Origin of the sequence: Amycolatopsis sp. WGS_07, from assembly GCF_045278895.1 — a bacterium.
Lineage (GTDB): Bacteria > Actinomycetota > Actinomycetes > Mycobacteriales > Pseudonocardiaceae > Amycolatopsis.
Genome location: NZ_CP136053.1, coordinates 2,364,033 through 2,386,358, shown reverse-complemented (window position 1 = coordinate 2,386,358; position 22,326 = coordinate 2,364,033). Strand labels below are relative to the sequence as shown.

Annotated in this window: 22 protein-coding genes; 16 read left to right on the top strand and 6 right to left on the bottom strand. The window is 68.4% G+C overall.

Going from position 1 to position 22,326, the window contains the following annotated elements; translation table 11 throughout:
* The first annotated feature begins 81 nt into the window (after nt 1-81).
* From RPX00_RS11095 to RPX00_RS11055, 9 genes are all read left to right on the top strand, one after another.
* Nucleotides 82-2,046 carry a DUF6541 family protein gene (locus RPX00_RS11095; RefSeq protein WP_406639433.1) on the top strand — a complete coding sequence of 655 codons (1,965 nt, stop codon included), beginning with the start codon at nt 82-84 and terminating at the stop codon, nt 2,044-2,046.
* A gap of 6 nt (nt 2,047-2,052) precedes the next feature.
* Nucleotides 2,053-2,811, top strand: coding sequence for a glycosyltransferase family 2 protein (locus RPX00_RS11090; protein WP_406639432.1), 759 nt, complete (start codon nt 2,053-2,055; stop codon nt 2,809-2,811).
* 11 nt (nt 2,812-2,822) lie between these two features.
* The gene (locus RPX00_RS11085) at nt 2,823-3,260 is read left to right on the top strand and encodes a DUF2304 domain-containing protein (RefSeq protein ID WP_378303996.1); all 438 of its coding nucleotides are present in this window, start codon (nt 2,823-2,825) and stop codon (nt 3,258-3,260) included.
* Nucleotides 3,261-3,304: 44 nt separating this feature from the next.
* Nucleotides 3,305-3,781: a uridine kinase gene (locus RPX00_RS11080; RefSeq protein WP_406639430.1), complete on the top strand. Its 477-nt coding sequence runs from the start codon at nt 3,305-3,307 to the stop codon at nt 3,779-3,781.
* Between the two features lie 426 nt (nt 3,782-4,207).
* On the top strand, nt 4,208-5,899 hold the full coding sequence (locus tag RPX00_RS11075) for an ABC transporter substrate-binding protein (protein ID WP_406639429.1): 1,692 nt from the start codon (nt 4,208-4,210) through the stop codon (nt 5,897-5,899).
* An 87-nt stretch (nt 5,900-5,986) separates the two neighbouring features.
* Entirely contained in the window at nt 5,987-6,988 is a 1,002-nt protein-coding gene (locus RPX00_RS11070) for an ABC transporter permease (RefSeq protein WP_406639427.1), read from the top strand.
* Nucleotides 6,985-7,920, top strand: coding sequence for an ABC transporter permease (locus RPX00_RS11065; protein WP_406639426.1), 936 nt, complete (start codon nt 6,985-6,987; stop codon nt 7,918-7,920). Before RPX00_RS11070 ends, RPX00_RS11065 begins: the two co-directional genes overlap by 4 nt.
* 4 nt (nt 7,921-7,924) lie before the next feature.
* Nucleotides 7,925-8,920: an ABC transporter ATP-binding protein gene (locus RPX00_RS11060; protein WP_406639425.1), complete on the top strand. Its 996-nt coding sequence runs from the start codon at nt 7,925-7,927 to the stop codon at nt 8,918-8,920.
* The gene (locus RPX00_RS11055; RefSeq protein WP_406639424.1) at nt 8,917-10,029 is read left to right on the top strand and encodes an ABC transporter ATP-binding protein; all 1,113 of its coding nucleotides are present in this window, start codon (nt 8,917-8,919) and stop codon (nt 10,027-10,029) included. The genes RPX00_RS11060 and RPX00_RS11055 overlap by 4 nt, the downstream gene beginning before the upstream one ends.
* A gap of 59 nt (nt 10,030-10,088) precedes the next feature.
* On the opposite strand, the gene RPX00_RS11050 is transcribed toward RPX00_RS11055, so the two are convergent.
* Nucleotides 10,089-10,511: a YybH family protein gene (locus tag RPX00_RS11050; RefSeq protein WP_406639423.1), complete on the bottom strand. Its 423-nt coding sequence runs from the start codon at nt 10,509-10,511 to the stop codon at nt 10,089-10,091.
* A 101-nt stretch (nt 10,512-10,612) separates the two neighbouring features.
* On the opposite strand from RPX00_RS11050, the gene RPX00_RS11045 reads away from it, so the two are divergent.
* The 3 genes from RPX00_RS11045 to RPX00_RS11035 all read left to right on the top strand — a co-directional run bounded on the left by RPX00_RS11045 (nt 10,613) and on the right by RPX00_RS11035 (nt 12,936).
* A complete protein-coding gene (locus tag RPX00_RS11045; protein WP_406639422.1) occupies nt 10,613-10,993 on the top strand; it encodes a YciI family protein in 381 nt (126 codons plus the stop codon).
* Nucleotides 10,990-12,198 carry an RNA polymerase sigma factor gene (locus RPX00_RS11040; RefSeq protein WP_406639421.1) on the top strand — a complete coding sequence of 403 codons (1,209 nt, stop codon included), beginning with the start codon at nt 10,990-10,992 and terminating at the stop codon, nt 12,196-12,198. The genes RPX00_RS11045 and RPX00_RS11040 overlap by 4 nt, the downstream gene beginning before the upstream one ends.
* Nucleotides 12,199-12,291: 93 nt before the next feature.
* Nucleotides 12,292-12,936 carry a DedA family protein gene (locus RPX00_RS11035; RefSeq protein ID WP_406639420.1) on the top strand — a complete coding sequence of 215 codons (645 nt, stop codon included), beginning with the start codon at nt 12,292-12,294 and terminating at the stop codon, nt 12,934-12,936.
* A 21-nt stretch (nt 12,937-12,957) separates the two neighbouring features.
* Here RPX00_RS11035 and RPX00_RS11030 read toward each other — a convergent pair whose 3' ends face one another.
* Nucleotides 12,958-13,857, bottom strand: a complete 900-nt coding sequence (locus RPX00_RS11030) for an EamA family transporter (protein ID WP_406639419.1) — start codon at nt 13,855-13,857, stop codon at nt 12,958-12,960.
* An 86-nt stretch (nt 13,858-13,943) separates the two neighbouring features.
* Between RPX00_RS11030 and RPX00_RS11025 the strand changes: the two genes are divergently transcribed.
* The gene (locus tag RPX00_RS11025; RefSeq protein WP_406639418.1) at nt 13,944-14,849 is read left to right on the top strand and encodes a LysR family transcriptional regulator; all 906 of its coding nucleotides are present in this window, start codon (nt 13,944-13,946) and stop codon (nt 14,847-14,849) included.
* On the opposite strand, the gene RPX00_RS11020 is transcribed toward RPX00_RS11025, so the two are convergent.
* A complete protein-coding gene (locus RPX00_RS11020) occupies nt 14,846-15,400 on the bottom strand; it encodes a TetR family transcriptional regulator (RefSeq protein WP_406639417.1) in 555 nt (184 codons plus the stop codon). The two genes, RPX00_RS11025 and RPX00_RS11020, sit on opposite strands and share 4 nt — an antisense overlap.
* A gap of 63 nt (nt 15,401-15,463) precedes the next feature.
* Between RPX00_RS11020 and RPX00_RS11015 the strand changes: the two genes are divergently transcribed.
* Together RPX00_RS11015 and RPX00_RS11010 are read left to right on the top strand one after the other, a co-directional pair.
* A complete protein-coding gene (locus RPX00_RS11015; protein WP_406639416.1) occupies nt 15,464-16,573 on the top strand; it encodes a serine hydrolase domain-containing protein in 1,110 nt (369 codons plus the stop codon).
* Between the two features lie 78 nt (nt 16,574-16,651).
* On the top strand, nt 16,652-17,569 hold the full coding sequence (locus RPX00_RS11010; RefSeq protein ID WP_406639415.1) for an SDR family oxidoreductase: 918 nt from the start codon (nt 16,652-16,654) through the stop codon (nt 17,567-17,569).
* A 55-nt stretch (nt 17,570-17,624) separates the two neighbouring features.
* Here RPX00_RS11010 and RPX00_RS11005 read toward each other — a convergent pair whose 3' ends face one another.
* Nucleotides 17,625-18,593, bottom strand: coding sequence for a helix-turn-helix transcriptional regulator (locus tag RPX00_RS11005; protein ID WP_406639414.1), 969 nt, complete (start codon nt 18,591-18,593; stop codon nt 17,625-17,627).
* Nucleotides 18,594-18,603: 10 nt separating this feature from the next.
* Nucleotides 18,604-20,388, bottom strand: coding sequence for a 2-isopropylmalate synthase (leuA, locus tag RPX00_RS11000; RefSeq protein ID WP_406639413.1), 1,785 nt, complete (start codon nt 20,386-20,388; stop codon nt 18,604-18,606).
* Between the two features lie 244 nt (nt 20,389-20,632).
* Between leuA and RPX00_RS10995 the strand changes: the two genes are divergently transcribed.
* Nucleotides 20,633-21,010: a hypothetical protein gene (locus RPX00_RS10995; RefSeq protein WP_406639412.1), complete on the top strand. Its 378-nt coding sequence runs from the start codon at nt 20,633-20,635 to the stop codon at nt 21,008-21,010.
* 4 nt (nt 21,011-21,014) lie between these two features.
* On the opposite strand, the gene RPX00_RS10990 is transcribed toward RPX00_RS10995, so the two are convergent.
* Nucleotides 21,015-22,190, bottom strand: a complete 1,176-nt coding sequence (locus tag RPX00_RS10990) for a Fic family protein (protein ID WP_406639411.1) — start codon at nt 22,188-22,190, stop codon at nt 21,015-21,017.
* Nucleotides 22,191-22,326 lie beyond the last annotated feature (136 nt).

The following is a 22,326-nucleotide window of genomic DNA, read 5'->3' as shown; positions in this document are numbered from 1 at the left end:
CCGCAGTAGTGTGACTTCGCAGCCGCCGGCGTCGGTGTGCGGCGAAGGTAAAATGCCGATCAGGTTTGGACCGCGAATTCGATGAACGTTCTTCTGGTGCTGCTCGCATTCTGGGTGCCCGGGCTCGTCTTCGGGGCCGCCATCCGGCTGCGCGGATGGACTCTCGCGGCCACCGCGCCGCTGCTCACCTTCGGGGTCGTGGCGCTCGGCGTCCCGGTGCTCGGCGGGCTCGGCATCCGCTGGACGATGCTGTCGGTCGCGCTCTGGACGCTGGTCCTCGCGGTCGCCGGCTTCGGCCTCGCGTTCGGGGTGCAACGGCTGCGCGCGCGCCGGCACCCGGACTGGACCGTCGACGAACTGCCGAAGCTCCCGCTGCGCGACCACGTCGTGATGGCGGTCGGCGTCGCCGCGGGCATGGCCGTGGGCGCGGTCACTTTCCTGCGCGGCAGCAACGGGATCAACACCGTCCAGCAGGGCTGGGACGCGCCGTTCCACGGCAACCTGATCCGCTGGATCGCCGAGCACGGCGACGCCCGGCCGTCCACTGTGGGCACGATCGCGAACCTGCCGAACCAGACCAACTACTTCTATCCCGACACCTATCACGCGCTGCTCTCGCTGGTCTTCGGCAAGGGCGGGCTCGCGATGATGCCCACGCTGAACCTGGCCGCGCTCGCGGTGATTTTCACCGTGCCGGTCGGTGTCGCCGCGCTGTGCCGCGTGTGGGGCATGCCCGCGCTGGGCGCCGCCGCGGCCGCCGCGGTCACCACGTGGTTCAGCGCGTTCCCGTACGACTCGCTGTGGCGCGGTCCACTGTGGCCGTACGTCGCGGGCGTCGCGCTGATCCCGGCGATGCTCGTGCTCGCGCGGTACCTGCTGAAGCCGGACGGCATCGCGGGCCCGGTCGCGATCGGCGTCGGTGTCGCGGGGCTGTGCGGCCTGCACACCAGCGTCGTGTTCGTGCTCGTCGGGTACTTCCTGCTGATCTTGCTGGCGGTGCTGTTCCGCTACGAAAAGATCGAATGGCGGCGCAGCGCCCCTTCGCTCATCGCGACCGTCGGGCTGGCGATTGTTCTCGGCGTCCCGCTTGTGCTGCCGTCGCTTTACAACGCGAGCGGCGTGACGAGCGCGCATTGGGCTCCAGAAGCCACGCTCGCCGGCGGCCTCGGCGAAACGCTCACCTTCTCCCCGATGTCGGAGTTCCCGCAGTGGTGGGTCGGCGTGCCCGCGTTCATCGGGATCGTGCTGATGGTGCGCCACCGGCGGATGATGTGGATGGTCGGCGCGTACATCGTGTTCGGCGGTCTGTTCATGGTCACCGTGGCGCTCGAGTCCGGCATCGTGCAGACGGTCACGAGCGTCTTCTACAACGACCACTGGCGGATCGCGGCGCTCGTGCCGCTCGCCGGCGCGGTGGCGTTCGGCGAGTTCGCGCACACCGCCGTCGCCTGGATGGTCCGCAAGATGCAGCCGCGGGTGAAGCTGAAGCCGGTCGCGCTCACCGGGATCGCGGTGCTGCTGCTGGCCGTGGTGCTCGGCGGGCTGAGCGGGGGCGGCTACATCGGACGCAACGCGGTGCGCCTGGCGACCACCTACAAGGACGGGCCGACGGTGTCCAAAGGCGAGGAAGCCGCGTACGCGTGGCTCGGCCAGCACACCGTGCCCGGCGAACATGTGATGAACAACAAGGCCGACGGCTCGGCCTGGATGTACGCGCTGTCCGGGGTGATGCCGGTCGAGTGGAACTACTACGGCGCGGACGCGAACACCAAGGCCGCGTATCTGAGCGCGTGGGTCGACAAAGTCGACAAGTACCCACAGGTCCGCAAAGACCTCACCGACCTGAAGGTGCGCTACGTGATCCAGGGCAAGGGCCTCGCCGCCGACAACGCGATCGAGTCGGTCGGCGTGGCGCGGATCACCGAGGGCCCGATGTTCCGGGTCGTCTTCCGCAACTCGGACGCGACGATTTACGAGATCGCGGGGCAGTCCGGGGTCACCGGATCCGCCGCCGCGCCCGGGGCTAGCACTCCGCACGGGGAGTGAGCGGTTATGGTGGCTGTCGTGTCCAGCACACTCGTGAGCACCCGCCGCGTGCTCATCGTGATGCCGGCCTTCAATGAGCAGGACAGCGTTTCGTCGGTGCTCGCCCAGGTCAAGCAGTCCTTGCCGGGGATGGACGTGCTCGTCGTCGACGACGGTTCGCACGACCGCACCGCCGAACTCGCCCGTGCCGCGGGCGTCAAGGTGGCCCGGCTGTCGGTGAACCTCGGCGTGGGCGGCGCGATGCGCACCGGGTTCCGGTACGCCGTCGCGCGCGGTTACGACGCCGTGGTCCAGGTCGACGCGGACGGGCAGCACGATCCCGACGAGGTCGGCGCGCTGCTGCGGCTGCTCGACGAGGGCGCCGACATCGCGATCGGCTCGCGGTTCGCCGGCAAGGGCGCGTACCGGGCCGTCGGTCCGCGCAAGTACGCGATGGTCGTGCTGTCCCTGGTGTTCAGCAAGCTGGCCGGGAACAAGCTCACCGACGTCACGTCCGGGTTCAAGGCGATGGGGCCGCGCGCGATCCGGCTGTTCGCCGCGTACTACCCGGCCGAGTACCTCGGCGACACGGTCGAGGCGCTCGTGATGGCGATCCGGGCGAAGCTGCGGATCGAGGAAACTCCGGTCCTGATGCGGGAGCGGGCGGGCGGCACGCCGAGCCATTCGCCGGTGAAATCCGCCGTGTACCTGGGCCGTGCGGGGCTCGCGCTGCTGCTGGCGCTGGTCCGCCGGCGTCCGTCCGTCGATTCTTCCGACGCCGCGTAGGGAGGCTCCGCATGGCAGGCTGGCGCGTACTGAGCATCGTCATCGCGTGTCTGGTGCTGTTCGTCGTCATCGAGATGATGCGGCGGCGCAAGCTGCGCGAGAAGTACGCCGGCATCTGGCTCGTGGTGGCCATCGGCGTCGTGATCCTCGCCGTGGTGCCGTCGGTCGCGGACTTCGTGGCGCACCTGACCGGCGTCGAAACCCCGTCGAACTTCGTCTTCTTCCTGTCCGGAGTGGTCCTCGCGCTGGTTTCGCTGCAGCTGTCGACCGAGGTCGGGCACCTGGAGGAAGAGGTGCGCACCGCGGTCGAGGAGACCGCGCTGCTGCGCTGCGAACTGGAAGACACCCAGCGCGACCTCGAAGCCCGCATCGCCGAGCTGGAGAAGCGCACGTCCGCACCCGACAATGTGGACGGCCTGCCCGAAGCGAGCCCAGCACGCGTTCGCTGATCTCCGCACTGCTCGCCGCTCCGCCCCGGCTCGGCGGCGTCCGGGTGCTCGCCATCGACGGCCCGTCCGGGGCCGGAAAGTCCACTCTCGCCGCCGAAGCGGTCAAGGCGCTGGGGCCGCGCGCCGCGCTGGTCAGCACGGACGCCTTCGCCACTTGGGACGATCCTGTCGCGTGGTGGCCGCAGCTGGAGGCCGGGGTGCTGGAGCCGCTGGCGCAAGGCCGCCCCGGCGAGTACCGCCGGGTGGACTGGACCTCCGGCACGCCGCGGCCCGGCGAGCTGGTGCCCGTCGAGGTGCCTGAGGTGCTGGTGCTGGAAGGCGTGTCGAGTGGACGCCGGGCGGTGCGGTCCCGGCTGTCGCGGCTGTGCTGGATCGAGGGCGGCACCGAGGCTGAACGGTTGTCCAGGGCGGTCGCCCGGGACGGCGAGCAGGCGCGCGCCGAACTGCGGCGCTGGCAGTTGTTCGAACGCGGCTGGTTCGCCGTGGACGGCACTCGCGAGGCGGCGGACCAGCTGGTCTGAACAACCGGAATCCGCGCTCGACCTCGGTTTGCCACCAGCGAAAAGGGCTATTGCGCGGAATGCGCGAGCACTGGAAACTCGAGTACATTCGGGCTGTTTCCGTGCCCTTCACGGGCAGTGCGCCAGGGGCCCGGAGGAGTTCCGGAACATCCACGGCACCCGGAACGGACAACCCGCCCGCTTAGGCCAACTGGGTGAGCAAACCGCCACTCAACGTACCAAACCGGCGGATTTCGCTACGCAGTGCGCACAATTGCCGACACGTTGCGGTCAATTTGGGCCTTACGTAGCGCGATCGTAACCTCACGTGCTTAAGCGGAGGCCGAGTTGCCGCTAGTGTCACCGAACACACCGATCGCACTGGTCTTCCCGAACTGACCGCCGACGGTGAATTTCGAGACACCGAACATTCCCAAGGGGTGCCAGATGCAGCAATTGCGGCTGACCCGAACACGCCGGGCAGCTCTGATCGGGCTCGCGGGCGCGCTCGCGGTCTCGCTGTCCGCGTGTGCGGAATCGAAGCGCGACGAGGCCGGAGGCGGTGGATCCGGGGGCACCATGGTCTTCGGCAACACCGGCAACCCGAAGATGTTCGACCCGATCTTCAACGACGAGGGCGAGACCTTCCGGATCACCCGGCAGATGCTGGACACGCTGATCCAGAACAAGCCGGGCACCGCGGACCTGGCCCCGTCGCTCGCCACGAAGTGGACGCCGAGCAACGACGGCAAGACCTGGACCTTCGACCTCAAGCAGGGCGTGAAGTTCAGCGACGGCACCGCGTTCGACGCCAAGGCCGTCTGTTTCAACTTCGATCGCTGGTACAACATGAAGGGCGCCACCGCCCAGAGCCAGATGATCTACTACGGCGACGTCTTCGAGGGCTTCGCGCACAACGAGGGCACCACCAAGGGCCAGCCGGTCTACAAGAGCTGCGAGGCGAAGGACGACCACACCGCGGTTCTGAACCTGAACCGCGCGAAGGGCGCCTTCCCGGCCGCGTTCACGCTGCCGTCGTTCGCGATCCAGAGCCCCACCGCGCTGCAGAAGTACAACGCGGACAAGGTCACCGGCTCCGGCACGTCGATCACGTACCCGGAGTACGGCTACAAGCACCCGACCGGCACCGGCCCGTTCAAGTTCGAGGGCTGGGACCAGGGCAACGGCCAGATCACCTTGGTGCGCAACGAGACCAGCACGATGCCGCAGCCGGCGAAGCTGGACAAGCTCGTGTTCAAGGTGATCCCGGACGAGAACGCCCGCAAGCAGGCGCTCAAGGCCGGTGACATCAACGGCTACGACTTCCCGGCCCCCGCCGACTACGGGCTGCTGCGCAACGACGGCGAGCAGGTGCTGATCCGCCCGTCGTTCAACGTGCTCTACCTCGGCATCAACCAGGGCGGCCCCAACGGCGCGAAGCTGGCCGACCCGCGGGTCCGCAAGGCACTGGCCTACGGCATCAACCGGGCGCAGTTCGTGAAGTCCAAGCTGGCCGAGGGTTCCGAGGTCGCGACCGAGTTCGTGCCGAAGGCGATCACCGGCTACACCGACGACGTCGCCAAGTACGACTGGGACCAGGCCAAGGCCAAGGACCTGCTGAAGCAGGCGGGCGCCGAGGGCATGACGCTGAAGTTCTACTACCCGACCGAGGTCACCCGGCCCTACATGCCGAACCCGGCCGACACCTACACCGCGATCTCCGAGGACCTGAAGGCCATCGGCATCAACGTGCAGCCGGTCGCCGAGTCGTGGAACGGCGGGTACAAGGACGACGTGCAGCAGAACAGCAAGCAGGACATCCACCTGCTCGGCTGGACCGGTGACTACAACGACGCGGGCAACTTCGTCGGCACCTTCTTCGGCCGCCCGAAGCCGGAGTTCGGCCTCACCGACCAGAACAACCAGGGCCTCTTCAAGGCGCTCGCCGACGCGGACGCCGCGCCGGCAGGCGATGCGCACGCCAAGGCGTACCAGGAGGCCAACAAGAAGATCATGGAGTACCTGCCCGCCATCCCGATCGCCTACCCGACGCCGGCGATCGTGGTCGGACCGAAGATCAAGGGCGTGGTCGCCAGCCCGCTCACCGACGAACGCTTCGACAACGTCACGATCGGCTGACGTGCTCCACTGAGCAGCCAGGCCAAGGGCAGGTGCTACCGCGCCTGCCCTTGGCCTCGTTCCCGGGCTGTACACAAAGGACTACTCGTGCTCCGTTTCCTCGTGCGTCGGCTGCTACAAGCGATCCCGACGCTGCTCATCCTGTCCATCCTCGTATTCGCCTGGTTGCGCTCACTCCCCGGCGGGCCCGCGTCCGCGCTGCTCGGGGACAAGGCGACTCCGGAAAAACTGGCGAACCTGAATCACGTGCTCGGCCTCGACCAGCCGATTTTCGTGCAGTACTTCAAATTCCTCGGCCGGGCGGTCACCGGCGATTTCGGTAATTCGCTCGTGTCGGCCCGTCCGGTGATGTCGGAGATCGGCACGTTCCTTCCGGCCACCATCGAACTCGGCATCTCGGCGATGATCATCGCCGTGGTGTTCGGGATTTCGTTCGGCTATCTCGGCGCCCGCTTCCGCGGCCAGATCGTCGACAACGTCATCATCGTGCTGACGCTGGTCGGCGTCGCGGTGCCGATCTTCTTCCTCGGCTACATGATGCAGGACCTGCTTTCCACGCCGCTCGGACTGCCGTCGCAAGGCAGGCAGGCACCGGGCATCAACGCCACGGTCGTCACGCATTTCGCCCTTCTCGACGGAATGATGACCGGCGAATGGGACGCGGTCTGGGACGCGATCAAGCACCTCATTCTTCCCGCCCTCGCCCTCGCGACGATTCCGCTCGCGGTGATCACCCGGATCACCCGCGCGTCGGTGCTCGACGTGTTCAACGAGGACTTCATCCGCACCGCGAACTCGAAGGGCCTCACGCAGCCCGTGGTCCGCCAGCGGCACGTGCTGCGCAACGCCCTGCTGCCGGTGATCACCACGATCGGCCTGCAGACCGGCGCACTGCTCGGCGGCGCCGTGCTGACCGAGCGCGTGTTCAACTTCCGCGGCCTCGGCTTCCTTCTCGCCGAAGGGATCGACAAGCGGGACTACCCGCGGCTGCAGGCGCTGCTCCTCCTCGGGGCACTGGTCTACGTGCTCGTGAACATGCTCGTGGATATTTCCTACGGGCTCATCGACCCGAGGGTGCGTGTGCGGTGAACACTCTGCTGAACAAGAAGAAAGAGCCGATCGACAAGCTCGCCGCGTCGTCGGCGAGCGGGCGCAGCCTCGGCGCCGAGGCGGTGCGCCGGATGCTGCGCAGCCCGGTGGCGATCGTCGGCGGCGTGATCACCCTGCTGTTCCTGCTGCTGGCGATTTTCGCGCCGTTGCTCGCGCCGAAGGACCCGCAGGTCCGGTATCTGCAGGACAAGGTCATCCTCGGCCGCGGCATCATTCCGGGCGCACAGCCCGGTTTCCCGCTCGGCGTCGACGATTTCGGCCGCGACTTCCTGTCCCGGCTGCTGATCGGCGCACAGCAGACGCTGCTGGTCGGCGTGCTCGCCACGGTGATCGGCGTGCTCATCGGCGCGCTGATCGGCGGGCTCGCGGGCGCGTTCGGCGGCTGGGTCGACACCGTCCTCATGCGCATCGTCGACGTGCTGCTGGCGTTCCCCTCGCTGCTGCTGGCGATCTCGATCGCGGCGCTGTTCGCGAAGCCGAGCCAGTGGACGGTGATCATCGCCGTGTCGATCATCGGCGTGCCGATCTTCGCCCGGCTGCTGCGCGGTTCGATGCTCGCCCAGCGCGAGGCGGACCACGTGCTGGCGGCGACGTCGCTCGGCGTGAAGCGCACGACGATCGTGTTCCGGCACATGCTGCCGAACTCGCTCGGCCCGGTGATCGTGCAGGCGACGCTGACGCTGGCGACCGCGATCCTGGAGGCCGCGGCGCTGTCGTTCCTCGGTCTCGGCGACCCGGACCCGACCCGCGCGGAGTGGGGTTTGATGCTGGGCAACGCTTCCCAGCACTTCCTCGACATCCGGCCCGAGCTGGCGTACTACCCGGCCATCGCGATCATCATCGTGGCGCTCGGGTTCACCCTGCTCGGCGAGTCCCTCCGCGAAGCCCTCGACCCGAAGAACCGGCGGTGACCCCGTGGCACTTCTCGAAGTCCGCGACCTGAAGGTCGTGTTCCAGCGCCGCGGCGAACGTCCGTTCACCGCGGTCGACGGCGTGAGTTTCGACGTCGAACCCGGCCAGACGGTCGGGCTGGTCGGCGAGTCCGGCTGCGGCAAGTCGGTGACCTCGCTCGCGATCATGCGGCTGCTCGCCAAGCGCGGCAACACCGTCAGCGGTTCGGTGCGCTTCGAGGGCACCGACCTGCTGACCCTGTCCGACCGCGAAATGCGCGACCGGCGCGGCCGCGATCTCGGCATGGTGTTCCAGGACCCGCTGTCCTCGCTGAACCCGGTCATCCCGATCGGGCTGCAGATCACCGAGGTGCTGGAGCGCCACCGCGACATGCCGCGCAAGAAGGCGCGGATCGAAGCGGCGGAACTGCTGGACAAGGTCGGCATTCCCGACCCGACGCGGCGGCTTTCCGAGTACCCGCACCAGCTTTCCGGCGGAATGCGGCAGCGCGCGCTGATCGCGATCGCGCTGGCGTGCCGTCCCCGGCTGCTCATCGCGGACGAGCCGACCACCGCGCTCGACGTGACGATCCAGGCGCAGATCCTCGCCCTGCTGCGGGAACTGGTGCAGGACACCGGAACCGCGCTGGTGATGATCACGCACGACCTCGGCGTCGTCGCGGGGCTCTGCGACGAGGTCAACGTGCTCTACGGCGGCCGGATCGTGGAGCGCCAGGAACGGCATTCGCTGTTCGCCCAGCCGCGGCATCCGTACACGCACGGCCTGCTGGCCTCGATCCCGCGGCTCGACGAGGGCCGCGGCGAGAAGCTGGTGCCGATCCGCGGTTCGGTGGCCGACAACATCCCGTGGGACGGCGGCTGCGCGTTCGCGCCGCGCTGCCCGAACGCGGTGGCTGCGTGCCTGGAGAATTCGCCGGAGCTGGTTCCCGACCGGAACGGCTTGCTGCGCTGCCACAACCCGGTGCAACCCGCCGTGGCGGCAGGAGGAGGGACCCGATGACGGTGGCGAACACCGACGACGTGCTGCTCGAGGTCACCGACCTCAAGGTGCACTTCCCGATCAAACGCGGCGTCGTCGTGGACCGCACGGTGGGCCACGTGTTCGCGGTGGACGGGGTCGACCTGTCGATCCGCCGCGGCGAAACCTACGGCCTGGTCGGCGAATCCGGCTGCGGCAAGTCGACGCTCGGCCGCGCGATCCTGCGGCTCAACGAGCCGACCGGCGGCAAGGTCGTGTTCGACGGCACCGACGTCGCCCACCTCAAGGGCGAGCAGTTGCGCAAGGCGCGGCGACGGATGCAGATGGTGTTCCAGGACCCGATGTCGAGCCTGGACCCGCGCCAGTCGGTCGAGTCGATCCTCGTCGAGGGCATGCGCGCGCACGGGCTGGACAAGGACAAGGAGTCCACCGCGAAGCGGCTGCGCGAGCTGCTGAGCGCGGTCGGGCTTCCGGAGACCTCGCTGCGGAAGTACCCGCACGAGTTCTCCGGCGGCCAGCGCCAGCGCATCGGCATCGCGCGGGCGCTGTCGGTGCAGCCGGACCTCATCGTCGCCGACGAGCCGGTGTCCGCATTGGACGTTTCGGTGCAGGCGCAGGTGGTGAACCTGCTGGAGGATCTGCAGGACGAGCTTGGTCTCACGTACGTGGTGATCGCGCACGACCTCGCGGTGGTCCGGCACATCTCCGACCGGATCGGCGTGATGTACCTCGGCGCGCTGGTCGAGGAGACGACGTCGGAGGAGCTGTACCAGAACCCGCTGCATCCCTACACGCGGGCGCTGCTGTCGGCGATCCCGGTGCCGGACCCGGTGGTGGAGGACAGCCGCGAGCAGATCCTGCTCGCCGGCGACCTTCCGTCGCCCGCCAACCCGCCGTCGGGCTGCCGCTTCCACACGCGGTGCCCGTGGAAGCAGGACAGCCTGTGCACCACCGATCGCCCGCAGCTGCGCGAGATCGGCGACGGGCACCGGGTGGCCTGCCACTACGCGGAGGACATCCGCGACGGGCGGATCCAGCCGCACAAGGTCGACGTGGAGCTGGTCGACGCCGGGGCACTGAACCCGGACCTCGGCCCGCCGGACGTCGGTTCGGCCGCTGAGATTCTCTGACCGTTCGTGAAGGACTCCTTGAGGGAATCTGATTCCCTCAAGGAGTCCTTCACGGCTTTTCACGGCTGAAGATCGACAGCGGCGCGGAACGAACCGTCCATGTGGAACGGCGTCGAGCTGTGCTCGTGCGAGATCAGCCAGCTGTTTCCGTTCCGCCGCAAGGCAAACGTGCTGCGGAACCAGAGGGTGAACGATTCGCTCGCGCCGCGCGGGGTCGCGGTCAGCTTGGTCAGCGCCGTCACCACCGCCAGGTCGCCGGACACGGTGATCTCCTCGTCGTGGTGGGTGCGGGAAATCGGGCCGTCGAAGGTGCTGAACCACTGCGTGACGTAGTCCGCGGAAGCGCCGGTCGTGGCCAGCGGCGGGGCGAGGTCGAACCGGACCGCCTTGTCGGCGTAGCAGGCGACGAGGCGCTGCGGGTCCTTCGCGTGCGTCGCGGCGGTGTGCTCGGCCAGCAGGTCGCGGATCTCGTTCTCGGACATTCTGTGTTCTCCTTTTCCCGGCGATGCGTTTCGTCCGGGACGTCGAAGCTGTCCGCGCGGCTTCGACATCAGGGGTAGAAAACTTTTCGAGGAGGCTTCCGATGAAGTATCTGGTCCTGATCTACGGCAACCCGGCGTCGCGCGCGGCCTGGGCGGGGATGACCGACGAGCAGAAGGCCGAGGGCCTGCGCGCCTACCAGCGGTTCCACGAGGAGCTGGAGGGCACCGGCGAGCGGATCGTGTCCGAACGGCTGGCCGCGCCGGAACAGACCAAACAGGTGCACGTCCAGCCGGACGGGGTGAGCACCACCGACGGCCCGTTCGCCGAGATCAAGGAGCAGCTCGCGGGCTTCTACCTGCTGGAGTGCGCCTCCGAGGCCCGCGCGCTGGAGATCGCCGCGCGGATCCCGGAGGCTCCGTTCGCGACGATCGAGGTCCGGCCCGTGATGGGCCTGACCGGCGACGTGGACTTCGAGCTGTGATCGACGGCCTCCTGCGCGACCTCATCCCGCAGGTGCTGACCGCGCTCGTGCGCCGCTACGGCGATTTCGGCAAATGCGAGGACGCCGTGCAGGAGGCCTTGCTCGCCGCCGCCGTGCAATGGCCGCGCGACGGTGTTCCGGACAATCCGAAGGCCTGGCTCATCACCACGGCCTCGCGCCGGCGAATCGAGATGTGGCGCAGCGAAGCCGCCCGCATCCGTCGTGAGGAGACGGTGGCCGCGTTGGAACCGCCGTCCTTCGAACTCGTACCGCAGCAGGACGACACCCTCACCCTGCTCTTGCTTTGCTGCCATCCCTCGTTGACCCGGCCAGCGCAAGTAGCGCTGACCTTGCGCGCCGTCGGCGGCCTCACCACCGCCGAGATCGCGCGGGCGTACCTGGTCCCGGAGCCGACGATCGGCCAGCGGATCAGCCGGGCGAAACAGAAACTGCGCGGCGCGGATTTCGTTCTGCCGCCCAAGGATGAGCTGCCAGAACGCGTCGCCGCGGTGTTGCAGGTGCTGTATCTGGTGTTCACCGAAGGCCACACCGCCAGTTCCGGAAGCGCGGTGAACCGCGTCGAACTGACCGCTGAGGCCATCCGGCTGGCCCGGCAACTGCACGCCCTGCTGCCTGCCGACGGCGAGGTCGCCGGACTTCTCGCGCTCATGCTGCTCACCGATGCCCGCCGCCCCGCCCGCACCGGCAGCGACGGCATCCCGGTGCCGCTGGCCGAACAGGACCGTACGCGGTGGGACGCGTCCGCGATCGCCGAAGGCAGCGCGCTCATCGAACACGCGCTGGCCACCACGCCGGTCGGCCCGTACCAACTGCAAGCCGCGATCGCCGCCGTCCACGACGAAGCCCCGACCGCGGACGCCACCGACTGGCCGCAGATCCTGCTGCTGTACGACCTTCTCCAGCAGATCGCGCCGGGCCCGATGGTCACGCTCAACCGCCTGGTAGCGCTGGCCCGTGTCGAAGGCCCGTCGCACGCGCTAGCCGAATTGGACGCGCTCGACGTGGACCACTACCGCGCCGACGTGGTCCGCGCCCATCTCCTGGAACTCTCCGGCGATCCACAGGGCGCCCGCGACTGCTACGCGCGAGCCGCCCAGCGCACGTTGAGCCTGCCGGAACGGGAGTACCTGGAATCGCGCGCTTTGCGTGATATGCCCGAAAAACCCGGAAAACCCCTGCCGTAAGACGGACCCCACCCCCGACTCCAGGTGGACGCGAGGCCGCCCGCGCCGCCGGTACCCTGCGGTCACCAGGCACGAAACTCAAGGGGGTTGGCAGTGAACATCGACCACGTGCTGGAGGCGATCCCTCCGCTCTCGGTCTACCTTTTGGTGGGCTTGGTGGTGATGGTCGAAAGCCTGGGCATCCCGCTGCCAGGGGAGATCGTGCTGGTGAGCGCGGCGCTGCTGGCGTCGTCGCACAGCGGGCTGAACCCGCTGTGGATCGGCGTGCTGGCCACCGCGGGCGCGATCATCGGCGACAGCATCGGGTACCTGATCGGCCGCAAGGGCGGCAAACGGCTGTTCGCCTGGGCGGGACGGAAGTTCCCCAAGCATTTCGGTCCGGACCACATCGCGAGTGCCGAGAAGATGTTCCACAAACGCGGCATGTGGGCGGTGTTCTTCGGCCGGTTCGTCGCGGTGCTGCGCATCCTCGCCGGCCCGCTCGCGGGGTCGCTCAACATGCACTACCCGCGCTTCCTGATCGCGAACGCACTGGGCGGCATCGTGTGGGCGGGCGGAACGACGGCGCTCATCTACTACCTCGGCGTGGTTGCCGACAAGTGGCTGAAGGGCTTCCAGTGGGCAGGCCTCGGCGCGGCGCTGGTGATCGGCGTGGTGGTGACGCTGGTGCTGAAGAAGCGCATGGCCCGCCACGCGGCAGCGGAGTCAGCGGCGGCGAAGGACGACGCGGTCGCCTGAGCGGGTCCCGATCGGTGACGCTCACACCGGCAGCAGTTCCTCCGGCGTCACCGCGGGCTTCCGCCGCAGCGAGCCCAGCAGCACGCCGCCGATCACCACCGCCGCGGCGATCAGGGTCAGGACCGTCGGCACCTCGCCGAGGAGGAAGAACGACGCGCTCAGCCCGACCACCGGCACCAGCAGCGAGAACGGCGCGACCACGCCCGCCGGGTTGCGGCGCATCAGCGTGGTCCAGATGCCGGAGCCGATGACCGTCCCGAAGATGACCACGTAGGCCAGCCCCGCGACGCCGATCAGGCCGGTCTTGGTGCCGAGCGTCGCCAGCGAATGCCAGGCGGCCGCGGGGCCCTCGAAGATGCCCGACAGCGCCAGCATCGGCAGCGGCGGCACGACCGACATCCACAGCGTCAGGTGCAGCGGGTTGTCCGGCTCCGCGCGGCGCATGCTCAGGTTGCCGATCGCCCAGCTCAGCGCGGCCAGCAGGGTCAGCAGCACCGGCACCAGCGCGGCGTGCGCGGACTGCTGCCAGGCGATCGCCGTCATGCCCGCGACGGCGAGCAGGATCCCGGCCAGCTGCCGTCCGGAGACGCGTTCCCGCAGCAGCACCGCGCCGAGCAGCACGGTGAACGGCGCCGACGCCTGCAGCACCAGCGACGCGAGCCCGGTCGGCATGCCGAGGTGCATGGCGACGAACAGGAACGCGAACTGCCCGGTGCCGAACCCGAGGCCGTAACCGAGCAGGTAGCGCAGCTTCACCCGCGGCCACGGCACGAGGAAGACCGTCGGAATCGCGATCAGCAGGAACCGCAGCGCGCCCGCGAACATCGGCGGGAACTGGCCGAGGGTGGCGTGGATCGCGATGAAGTTCAGGCCCCACAAGATGGCGACGAACACGGCGAGCAGACGGTCTCGGATGGGCATGCGTTAACTGTGCCTAGTCAAACTTTGAAGGACCAGCGAGAATAACTGCACTGACTGTGAAGCACCGCTTCACATACACTGCCCGGATGGATCTGGGCAGGCTTCGGACGCTGCGCGAGTTCGCCGACCGGGGCAGCGTCACCGCCGCTGCGCAGGCGCTGCATTGCACGCCGTCGGCCATCTCACAGCAGCTGCGCGCGTTGCAGGCGGAGGTCGGTATCGCGCTCACCGAACCGGCCGGTCGCGGCCTCCGGCTCACCGACGCCGGCCGGGCCCTCGTCGCGCGCGCCGACGACGTCCTGGCCGCGCTCGATCGCGCCGAAGCGGAGCTGGACACCTACCGCAGCGCCCCGCGCGGGCGAGTGCGGGTCGCGATCTTCCAGTCCGCCGGGCTGATGCTCCTTCCCGGCCTGCTGCGCCGCATCGAGCAGCACGAAAACCTCGAGATCGACGTCCGCGACGTCGACATGGTCCCGCCGCAGCTGCCCGGCTTGGTCGCCGACCACGACGTCGTCGTCGCGCACCGCGACGAGCATGCGGCCGAGTTCGACACCGAGCGGCTCGACGTCTTCCCGCTGCTGCGCGAACCGCTGGACGTCGCGCTCCCGGTCGGCCACCGCCTAGCCCGCCGCCGTCGCGTCGGGCTGGCCGATCTCGCCGACGAACGCTGGATCTCGGTCGACCACGGCTTCCCGGTCGACGACGTCCTCCGCTCGCTGACCGTGCGGACCGGTGTGCGGCCGCAGATCGTCCAGCGCATCAATGACTTCCGGATCACCGAACGGCTGGTCGCCGCCGGGCACGGGATCGCGCTGATGCCCCGGTACACAATGGACACTCGGCGCGGCAGCGGGCTGGTCGGCCGCCCGCTGGCCGGAATCCGCGCGGCGCGGCTGGTGGAGGTGGTGTGTCGCACCGGTGCGGCGAACCGGCCGGCCGTCGCGACGGTGATCGAGGAGATGCGCGCCGAGGTCGCCGCCCTCACGACCTAACTGGGTTCCCTGGCGGGCAGCCCCCGCAGCAACGTGTCCAGGAACAGCTCGAACCGAGGCGCGTCCGGCCCGAGGTCGAGCGGGTTCTCCCGTACGGCAAGCCAGCTCACCGTGCACGTGATGAAGATGTACCAACTTTGTTCGGCCAGCTCTGGCCGCACTCCGGCGTTGGTGAACGCGGCGACTACCTCGCCGTGCAGCCGTCCGAACGAATCCGCGTTGTGCCGATGCGGCCGGGACAGCCGAGTCGCATAGCCGGGCACCGCGAGAAACTGGTCGTGCATCGCCCACGCCACCTTCGCTAGCCACGGCCGCCAAGACCGTCGCGGCGGCCCCTCCGCCGGAAGCACCCGCTCGAGCACCACTTCGCTCACCAAATCGAACAGCGCGTCCCGATTGGCGACCCAGCGGTAGAGCGCGCCGTGCGTCACGCCGAGCCGGGTCGCCAGCTCGCGCATGGTCAGCGTGTCGAGATTCCCGGCGGACAGCGCCGCGTCGACGATCCGCTCGCGATCGAGCTGCGCGGGGCGGCCGGGCCGCGGTCGGGTCATGGCCAGGACTCTACCCAGACCAGGTTAGTGACCAATGGTTACAAATAAGCGTATGGTCGTGGCATGGCAGACATCAAGGGCACTGTGCAGCCCGGTTTCGAACAGGTGCGGGACACGTTCGCGGCGGTCGCCGACGGGTCCGCTCAGCTGGTGGCGTACCACCGCGGCGAACGAGTGGCCGACTTGTGGACCGGCGAAGACATCGACGGAGATTCCCTGCTCGGCGCGTACTCGGCGACGAAAGGCGCGGCACACCTGGTCGTCGCGCTGCTCGTCCAGGACGGAGCGCTGGACCTCGACGAGCGGGTGCGCCACTACTGGCCGGAGTTCGCGGCCGACGTCACCCTGCGGGAACTCCTGGCACACCAGTCCGGTCTGGTCGGCACCGACGAAGGTTTCTCCCGCACGGAACTCGCGGACGACCGAATCGTCGCGGAACGCCTGGCCCGGCAACGCCCGTTCTGGCGGCCGGGAAGCACGTTCGGCTACCACGCGCTGGTCATCGGCGCACTCAGCGGCGAGGTCGTTCGCCGGGCAACCGGCCGCACCATTCAGGAACACTTCGCCGATCGCGTCCGCGATCCGTACACAGTGGACTTTTACCTCGGCCTGCCCGCCGAGCTGGAGCCGAGATTTGTCAGTGCGCAACCGATGATCCAGACCCCGGAACGAAAGCTCGCGCTGCCCGCCGCGAACAGCCTGACGGGCATCGCGTTCAACCGTCACCACCCAGACGGCCCGGAGGTCTGGGAACTACCGAACCTCCCGGAAGTCCGGCGGCTCGGCCCAGCGTCGTTCGGCGGTGTCGCTTCCGCTCGCGGCTTGGCCCGGATGTACGCCGCCGCGATCAGCCCGCTGGACGGCGAACCGCCGCTGCTGAAGCCGGAAACCGCCGCCGAGTTCGCGCAAATCCAGTCCATCGGCCACGACGTCGTACTGGGCGAGCACAAGGCGTTCGGCATCGGTTTCCACGCCACCGGCGAGCGCTATCCGGAGCTGGGCCAGGGCAGCTTCGGCCACAGCGGCGCGGGCGGCCAGCAGGCGTTCGCCGACCCTCGAAACGGCATCGCCTACGGGTACACCCGCCGCCGGATCCCGTTCCCCGCCGCGGCCGCCCCGGAGAACGAGCCGCTGATCAGCGCGTTGTACTCGGCGCTCAAGTCCGCGGCCTAGTTTTTGCGAACCCGGACAGAGGATGTCAGGGTTAGCCCGCACGCTGGTGGTTCACCGACAGAAAAGGGGACAAACCGAATGAGCGGGGAACTGGCCGGCAAGGTCGCGCTCGTGGCGGGCGGCACGCGCGGGGCGAGCCGGGCGATCGCGGTCGAGCTGGGCCGGGCCGGGGCGTACGTGTACGTCACCGGTCGCACGACGCGCGCCGGACGGTCTGAAGTGGACCGTCCGGAGACCATTGAGGACACCCTGGAGCGGATCGAAGCGGCTGGCGGCAAGGGAACCGCGTTGCGGGTCGACCACCTGGTGAGCGAGGAGGTCGCCGCACTCGCCCAGCGGATCGACGCCGAACACGGCGGGCTCGACATCCTGGTCGACGGCATCTGGGGCGGCGACCGCTACCTCGAGTGGGGCAAACCGATCTGGGAGCACTCGCTGGACGCCAGCCTGCGGATGATGCGGCTGTCGCTCGACGCGCACCTGATCACCAGCCACCATCTGTTTCCGCTGGTCATCCGCCGTCCGGGCGGGCTCGTGATCGAGCTGACCGACGGCACCGCCGAGTACAACGCGAAGTACCGCGAAGGCACGTCGCTGCCGTACTACCTGGCCAAGACGGCGATCAACGTCCTTGCCGTCGGCGAGGCAGCCGAACTCAAAAAGCACGAGTGCACCGCGATCGCGTTCACGCCCGGCTGGCTGCGTTCGGAGGCGATGCTGGAGATCTTCGAGGTCACCGAGGAAAACTGGCGGGACGCGACGGTCCGCGAACCGCACTTCGTGATCTCGGAGTCGCCGACCTTCTCCGGCCGCACGGTCGTCGCGCTGGCCGCCGACGCGGACCGGCACCGGTGGACCGGGCAGACCGTTTCCAGCGGACAGCTGGCGAAGGTCTACGAGATCGACGACGTGGACGGCAGCCGTCCGGACGCGTGGCGCTACATCGACGAGGTCCAGGAACCCGGAAAGCCCGCCGACGCCACCGGCTACCGCTGATGCCGACTGTCCGTGAAGGACTCCTTGAGGGAATCTAGTTCCCGCAAGGAGTCCTTCACGGACGGTTGCGGTCAGCCAGGGCCTGACCGAATTCCGCGACCGCGGCGCGGATCTCCGGCGGGGTGAGCACCTCGACGCCGGGGCCGAGGGAAACCAGCTGTCCGACAGCGACTTCCTTGCCCTCCATGGCAAACTCGGCCTCGGCCCACCCGTCGTCGTCCTTCGGACCGAGCGACACCAGCACCTCGTGCACGTGCTCCGGCCCGAAAACCCGCCGCAACGCGCCCGCCGCGAACCGGTCGAGCCGGGCCGTCACCTTCAACGGCAGCGGCATCTTCTCGAACTCCGCCGCCGACGTCCGCCACCAGTCGGCGAGCGAGAATTCCTCTGGCCGCACAAAGGTTTCCCCGGTTTCGGCGACCGCTTCCAGCCGGGAAACCCGATACGTCCGCAGATCCCCGCCGACCCGCGCCACCAGGTACCAAACCCCGGCCTTCAACACGAGCCCGAACGGATCGAGCGTCCGCCGGGTGACCTTGTCCCGCCGCCGATACCGTACGTCGAGCTGCCGCTGAGTCCACACCGCTTTCGCGACCGCGGGCAACGCGGCCGTGTCGTCCGGCGAACTGAACCAGGCCGACGCGTCGAGATGAAAGCGCCCGGCGACGGTCCGGGCCTGCTCCTGCAGCTGTTTCGGCATACTCGCCGACACCTTCGCGTGCGCGGCGGCGACGGCGGTGCCGAGACCGAGCCCGGCCAGCGCGTCCGGCACGTCGAGGGCCAGCAGCGCGACGGCCTCCCGAGAAGTGAGGCCGTCGAGCTTCGAACGCCAGCCGTCGACGAGCCGGATGCCGCCGTGCCGCCCTGGTTCACTCCAGAGCGGCACGCCGGCTTCGCGCAACGCGGCGAGATCGCGCCGCAGCGTCCGCTCGGTCACGCCCAGCTCGTCCGCCAGCTCCCCGACGGTGCCCGCGCGTTTGCGGTGCAGCGTGAAGAGAAGCGCGACCAGGCGCTCGGCTCGCATCAGACGCGGGTCAGCGGTTTGCCCGGTTGACCGCGCTCACGACAGCACGCAGCGAAGCGGTGACGATCGACGGGTCGACGCCGATGCCCCAGAACACGCGGTCGGAGATCGCGCATTCGATGTAGGACGCGGCGCGCGAGTCGTCGCCAGGGCTCAGCGTGTGCTCGCTGTAGTCCAGGAGCCGCAGGTCATAGCCCACAGTGGACAGTGCGTCGAAGAACGCGGCGATCGGCCCGTTGCCGCGGCCGGTGATCTCGTGCTCGTCGCCCTCGACCTTCACCGTGGCCTCGAGGTCGTACTCGCCGCCGCCGTTGTCGGTCACCCGCTGCTTGATCAGCTCCAGCGGGGTCTTCGACTCCAGGTACTCGGCCGAGAACGCGTTCCACATCGTGGCCGGGTCGACCTCGCCGCCCTCGGTGTCGGTGTAGGCCTGGATGACCTTCGAGAACTCGATCTGCAGCCGGCGCGGCAGGTCCAGCTGGTGCTCGGCCTTCATGATGTAGGCGACGCCGCCCTTGCCGGACTGCGAGTTCACCCGGATCACGGCCTCGTAGGTGCGGCCGACGTCCTTCGGGTCGATCGGCAGGTACGGGACCTCCCACGGGTGCTCGTCGACCGGGACGCCCTTCTTGTCCGCGGCGTCCTTCAGCGCGTCGAGACCCTTGTTGATCGCGTCCTGGTGGCTGCCGGAGAAGGCGGTGAACACCAGGTCGCCGCCCCACGGCGAGCGTTCCGGGACCGGCAGCTGGTTGCAGTATTCGACGGTCCGCTTGATCTCGTCCATGTCGGAGAAGTCGATCTGCGGGTCGATGCCCTGGCTGTAGAGGTTCATGCCCAGCGCGACCAGGTCGACGTTGCCGGTGCGCTCGCCGTTGCCGAACAGGCAGCCCTCGATCCGGTCCGCGCCGGCCTGGTAGCCCAGTTCGGCGGCGGCGATGCCGGTGCCGCGGTCGTTGTGCGGGTGCAGCGACAGGATCACCGAATCGCGGCGCTCCAGGTTGCGGCTCATCCACTCGATCGAATCGGCGTAGACGTTCGGCGTCGCCATCTCGACGGTCGCCGGCAGGTTCAGGATCACCGGCTTCTCCGGCGTCGGCTGCCAGATCTCGGTGACCGCGTTGCACACCTCGAGCGCGTAGGACAGTTCGGTGCCGGTGTAGGACTCGGGCGAGTACTGGAAGCGGAAGTCGGTGTCCGGCTGCTTCGCCGCCAGCTCGACGACCATTTCGGCGGCCTGCGTCGCGATCTTCTTGATGCCCTCGCGCTCCTCGCGGAACACCACGCGGCGCTGCAGGATCGAGGTCGAGTTGTAGATGTGGACGATCGCGCGCGGCGCGCCTTCGAGCGCCTGGAAGGTGCGCTCGATCAGCTCGGGGCGGCACTGGGTCAGCACCTGGATGTGCACGTCGTCGGGGATCGCGCCCTCGTCGATGATCTCGCGCACGAAGTCGAAGTCGGTCTGCGAGGCGGCCGGGAAGCCGACCTCGATCTCCTTGTAGCCCATGCGGACCAGCAGGTCGAAGAACTTGCGCTTGCGCGCGGGCGACATCGGGTCGATCAGCGCCTGGTTGCCGTCGCGCAGGTCGACCGCACACCACAGCGGCGCGCGCTCGATGCGCTTGTCCGGCCAGGTGCGGTCGGGTACGTCGATGTTCTCGACTACGTCGTACCAGGGGCGGTAGCGGTGCACCGGCATGGACGTGCCGCGCTGCGGGTTCCACGAGGGCTGTCCGGCGGGCGCGGGACGAGAGGGCGTGCGCAGACGCGAGTTGGTGGTGCGGGGGTCAGTGCTCATCGCGGGAAATTCTCCTGACGGGTTCCGTACGGACGACCGGCACCACAAAGCCCCGCGACGAGGAGCCGGTCAGATCAGGCCCCGTCGCGGCAGCGAAGCAGGAGTTCACGCGCCACGGGGTCACTGTAACCACCCGGCGCCGCGATTGGAAAGCCGCCCGTCGCGATCGAACTGTTACGTCGGGTGGCTGATACCTGTTACTAGCGGGTAGCGGGCCGCGAGGCGACGTGCCAGACTGCCCGGCATGGGCGAGCACGCGGAACAAGCGCAGGAAACCGAGGCGAAGGCGCGTCCCCAGCGCACCCCGGTGGACTGGCGGCGCACCCGTGAGCGGACGGTGTCGTTCATCGCGTCCCTCGTGCGCTGGGTCGGGCTGCTTTTCGCCGCGGTACTGGTGCTGCACGTGATTTTCGTCATCGGCGAGGCCAACCAGGGCAACGGAATCGTCTCGTTCGTCCGCAGCTGGGCCGACGGCCTGTCGCTCGGCTTCAAGGACCTGTTCACGCCGAGCGACGCGAAGCTGCGAGTACTGGTGAACTACGGCATCGCGGCGGTGTTCTGGCTGATCGTGTCCGGGATCCTGGCGAAGATCATCCGCCGGGTCGGGGGCGCTGGCGGCTGAGCGGTCAGTTTTCGGCCAGTTCGTCGAAGACTCGGTCGCAGATGTACTGGCGTCCGTAGTTCCCACCGGTGATCTCGCGCAGGAAACCGGCTTCCTCGAGCTTCTTGATCGCATTGCTGGCGGTCGGATAGGACACGCCAAGGTTCTTCTGCACCTCGGGAATCGTCATCATCGGGTACCCGATGATGGTCACGGCGAGGTCCTGCACGGCACCGCGCGCGCCAAGCCCGCGCATCGTGTCGATCACTTCTTGGGAGAACGCGGTGAGCCTGCCGATGGTGTTTCCCGCTGCCAGTGCGCGAGCCTTGACGGCTTCGGCGAAGAATCGGACCCAGGGGTCGAAGGAGCCCGTCTTGCTGACGTTCAGAAGATGGTCGATGTAATCCTCCCGGCGCGGTTCCAGCCAGGAGGACAAGTTCAGCACTGGGTACTTGAGGATCTTCTCCTCGATCAGCTGCAACGTGATGATCAGCCGTCCGATCCGGCCGTTGCCGTCGCTGAACGGATGCAGGGTTTCGAACTGGTAGTGGCCGAGCGCCAGTTTTACCAGTACGGGCAGCTCCTGTTCGGTGTTGATCCACTTTTCCCATGCGCTCACTCCGTCTCGGAGTGTGTCGCCGTTGGGTGGAGGGACGAAGCGTGACTGCTCGATCCCTCGTCCGCGGTCGCCGATGCAGACCAGTCGTTCGCGGAGCCTCCCCGCGTCGTAGGAGTCACCACGCGTTCCGGCGACGAGGATCTGCTGGAGTTTTGAGACCACCTTCAGGCAGATGGGCAGTTTGCTGATGAGATCCAGGCCCTCGAATGCCGCCTCGACGTAGTTCTGGATCTCCCGGATCTCCGCGGTGGCTGGCTCCCCGCTGGTGTGCTGCGCCTGGAGCACGTCGGCGTAGGGAGCGAAGGTGCCTTCCAACGCCGAGGTGCTGATCGCTTCCCTGGTCAGCGAGGGTCGGACCAAGAGCCCGGGATTGGGCAGTTGGTCGGTCAGCGCGTCCAGCGCGCCGAGCGCCCGGTCGGCCTCGCTGAGCAGCTTGTACGTTCCGGCGGTGAGCGCGACTTCGCTGGGAAGCGGGTCGGGAACGAACGCGAAGTGGCGGTACGGTTGTTTGGTGCGCCCGTCGGTGCCGCTTACGGGTACGAGGTGCCCGATCGACGACTGACGGAAGGTCTCTAGCTCCACTTTTAAAGGTTATCAGCTGATCCTTTAATTCTGCCTGCAGCATCTCAAGTTCCTTGAATTCCTTCGGGGAACTTGCAAGGAAGTGGCCCGTACCTTGAATTTGACGGGTCGGGGCGCCGGCTCCTGACCGGCACCC

What these genes read in the sequence shown, in the direction of transcription:
- RPX00_RS11095 (WP_406639433.1), top strand. Translation starts at nt 82, where the DNA reads ATGAACGTTCTTCTGGTGCTGCTCGCATTCTGGGTGCCCGGGCTCGTC.
- RPX00_RS11090 (WP_406639432.1), top strand. Translation starts at nt 2,053, where the DNA reads ATGGTGGCTGTCGTGTCCAGCACACTCGTGAGCACCCGCCGCGTGCTC.
- RPX00_RS11085 (WP_378303996.1), top strand. Translation starts at nt 2,823, where the DNA reads ATGGCAGGCTGGCGCGTACTGAGCATCGTCATCGCGTGTCTGGTGCTG.
- RPX00_RS11075 (WP_406639429.1), top strand. Translation starts at nt 4,208, where the DNA reads ATGCAGCAATTGCGGCTGACCCGAACACGCCGGGCAGCTCTGATCGGG.
- RPX00_RS11055 (WP_406639424.1), top strand. Translation starts at nt 8,917, where the DNA reads ATGACGGTGGCGAACACCGACGACGTGCTGCTCGAGGTCACCGACCTC.
- RPX00_RS11050 (WP_406639423.1), bottom strand. Translation starts at nt 10,511, where the DNA reads ATGTCCGAGAACGAGATCCGCGACCTGCTGGCCGAGCACACCGCCGCG.
- RPX00_RS11045 (WP_406639422.1), top strand. Translation starts at nt 10,613, where the DNA reads ATGAAGTATCTGGTCCTGATCTACGGCAACCCGGCGTCGCGCGCGGCC.
- RPX00_RS11030 (WP_406639419.1), bottom strand. Translation starts at nt 13,857, where the DNA reads ATGCCCATCCGAGACCGTCTGCTCGCCGTGTTCGTCGCCATCTTGTGG.
- RPX00_RS11025 (WP_406639418.1), top strand. Translation starts at nt 13,944, where the DNA reads ATGGATCTGGGCAGGCTTCGGACGCTGCGCGAGTTCGCCGACCGGGGC.
- RPX00_RS11020 (WP_406639417.1), bottom strand. Translation starts at nt 15,400, where the DNA reads ATGACCCGACCGCGGCCCGGCCGCCCCGCGCAGCTCGATCGCGAGCGG.
- RPX00_RS11015 (WP_406639416.1), top strand. Translation starts at nt 15,464, where the DNA reads ATGGCAGACATCAAGGGCACTGTGCAGCCCGGTTTCGAACAGGTGCGG.
- RPX00_RS11010 (WP_406639415.1), top strand. Translation starts at nt 16,652, where the DNA reads ATGAGCGGGGAACTGGCCGGCAAGGTCGCGCTCGTGGCGGGCGGCACG.
- RPX00_RS11005 (WP_406639414.1), bottom strand. Translation starts at nt 18,593, where the DNA reads ATGCGAGCCGAGCGCCTGGTCGCGCTTCTCTTCACGCTGCACCGCAAA.
- leuA (WP_406639413.1), bottom strand. Translation starts at nt 20,388, where the DNA reads ATGAGCACTGACCCCCGCACCACCAACTCGCGTCTGCGCACGCCCTCT.
- RPX00_RS10995 (WP_406639412.1), top strand. Translation starts at nt 20,633, where the DNA reads ATGGGCGAGCACGCGGAACAAGCGCAGGAAACCGAGGCGAAGGCGCGT.